Annotated in this window: 2 protein-coding genes; both read right to left on the reverse strand. The window is 75.3% G+C overall.

What is annotated here, in order from left to right; translation table 11 throughout:
* Positions 1-716: beta-ketoacyl synthase N-terminal-like domain-containing protein (locus GT045_RS28835; protein ID WP_161335980.1), on the reverse strand; the 716-nt coding region annotated here is incomplete at its 3' end.
* Between the two features lie 111 nt (positions 717-827).
* A partial coding sequence (locus tag GT045_RS28840; RefSeq protein ID WP_161335981.1) for a beta-ketoacyl reductase occupies positions 828-2,056 on the reverse strand: 1,229 nt, incomplete at its 5' end.

A 2,056-nucleotide genomic window follows, 5' to 3' on the forward strand; every position in this document is an offset into this window, starting at 1 on the left:
GTGGACATCACGGTGACGCCGCCGGCCAGGGCCAGGGCGCACTCGCCGGTGCGCAGCGCCTGCACCGCGAGGTGGAGGGCGACGAGGGAGGAGGAGCAGGCGGTGTCGACGGTGACGGCGGGCCCTTCGAGGCCCAGGGTGTAGGAGACGCGTCCGGAGGCGACGCTGCCGAGGTTGCCGTTGCCGAGGTAGCCCTCGACGCCGTCGGGGACCTCGGTGAGCCAGCTGCCGTAGTCGTGGTACATGACGCCCGCGTAGATGCCGGTGCGGCTGCCCTTGAGGGTGTGCGGGTCGATGCCGGCGCGTTCGAACGCCTCCCAGGCGGTCTCCAGCAGCAGCCGCTGCTGCGGGTCCATGGCGAGGGCCTCGCGCGGGCTGATGCCGAAGAAGCCGGGGTCGAAGTCCGCGGCGTCGTACAGGAAGCCGCCCTCGCGGACGTGGGTGCGGCCGGGGGCGTCGGGGTCGGGGTCGTAGATGGCCTCGACGTCCCAGCCGCGGTCGGCGGGGAAGTCGCCCACGGCGTCGGTGCCGGTGTCGACCAGTTGCCAGAGCTGCTCGGGCGAGCTGACTCCGCCGGGGTAGCGGCAGCTCATGGCGACGATCGCGACGGGCTCCTGCGCCGCCTCGGTGATCTCGGTCTGTCGCCGGCGCAGCCGCTCGTTCTCGAGCAATGACTCGCGCAGCGCCTCGACGATCTGCTCGACGGATGTGTCCACGGTCGGTGTCGCTCCCTGCTGGCTCGGCGGCGCTGGTGACGCGGTGGAGGGTGCGCCGGGTTCGGGGGTGGCCGGTGCCGGACGCGGCGCGTCGTCCGGCACCGGGGCGGCTCACCGGCCGCCGCTGCGGTCGAGTGCGGCGCGCACCAGGTCGGCCACGGCCATGGACTTGATGTCCAGGGCCTGGTCGGCGGGCTCGGGGGCCCGTTCGGACAGCTTCAGCAGGCTGTCGAGGAGACCGGCCTCGCGGATGCGGGCGACGGGGATGCGGGAGATCAGGCCGCGCAGTTCGTCGTCGTCGTGCGCGCCCGCGCCGTCCTCGTGTTCCCCGGTGGCGGGTGCGAGCCGCTCCAGGAGGTGGCCGGCGAGCGCCGCCGGGGTGGCGTAGTCGAAGATCAGTGTGGACGGCAGGCGCAGTCCGCTGACGGTGTTGAGCCGGTTGCGCAGTTCGACGGCGGCGAGCGAGTCGAAGCCGAGTTCGGTGAAGGCGCGGCGCGGCTCGACCGCGGCCGGCCCGGCGTGGCCGAGGACGGCGGCCACCTCGGTGCGCACTGCTTCCAGCACGGTGTGTTCGTGGTCGGCGGCGGGGAGCGCGGCCAGTCGCTCGCCCAGGGTGCGGGGGCGGTCGCCGTGGTCCGGGCGGGCGGTGACGCCGGCCAGGGTGCGCAGTACGGCGGGGAGGTCGTCACCGCGCCTGCGCAGGGCGGCGGTGTCGAGCCGTACGGGCACCAGGGCGTGGCCGGTGCCGGTCACGGCGGCGTCGAACAGGTCCAGTGCCTCGTCCGGGTCGAGGGCGCCGATCCCGGAGCGTCCGATGCGCTGCGCGTCCGCCGCGTCCAGGCCGGCGCCCATGCCGCCGCCGGACCACAGGCCCCAGGCGAGGGAGGTGGCGGGCAGTCCGAGGGCGGCGCGGTGCGCGGCCAGGGCGTCCAGGAAGACGTTGGCGGCGGCGTAGTTGCCCTGGCCGGAGGCGTCGATGGTGCCGGCGGCGGAGGAGAACAGCACGAAGTGGGCGAGTCGCCGGTCCAGGGTGAGTTCGTGCAGGTGCCAGGCGGCGTCCGCCTTGGGCCGCAGCACGGTGTCCAGCCGGGCCGGGGTGAGGGAGGTGATCAGGCCGTCGTCGAGGACGCCCGCGGTGTGCACGACGCTGTCGACGGGGTGCGCGGTGAGCAGGGCGGCGAGTGCGGCGCGGTCGGCGACGTCGCAGGCGACGATCTCGGCTTCGGCGCCGAGGGCCGTCAGGTCGGCGCGCAGTCGCTCGGCGGCGGGCGCGTCGGGTCCGCGCCGGCCGGCCAGCACCAGACGGCGGACGCCGTGCCGTCCGGCCAGGTGGCGGGCGA

It is taken from the genome of Streptomyces sp. SID486 (assembly GCF_009865385.1).
In the GTDB taxonomy this organism is placed as follows: domain Bacteria; phylum Actinomycetota; class Actinomycetes; order Streptomycetales; family Streptomycetaceae; genus Streptomyces.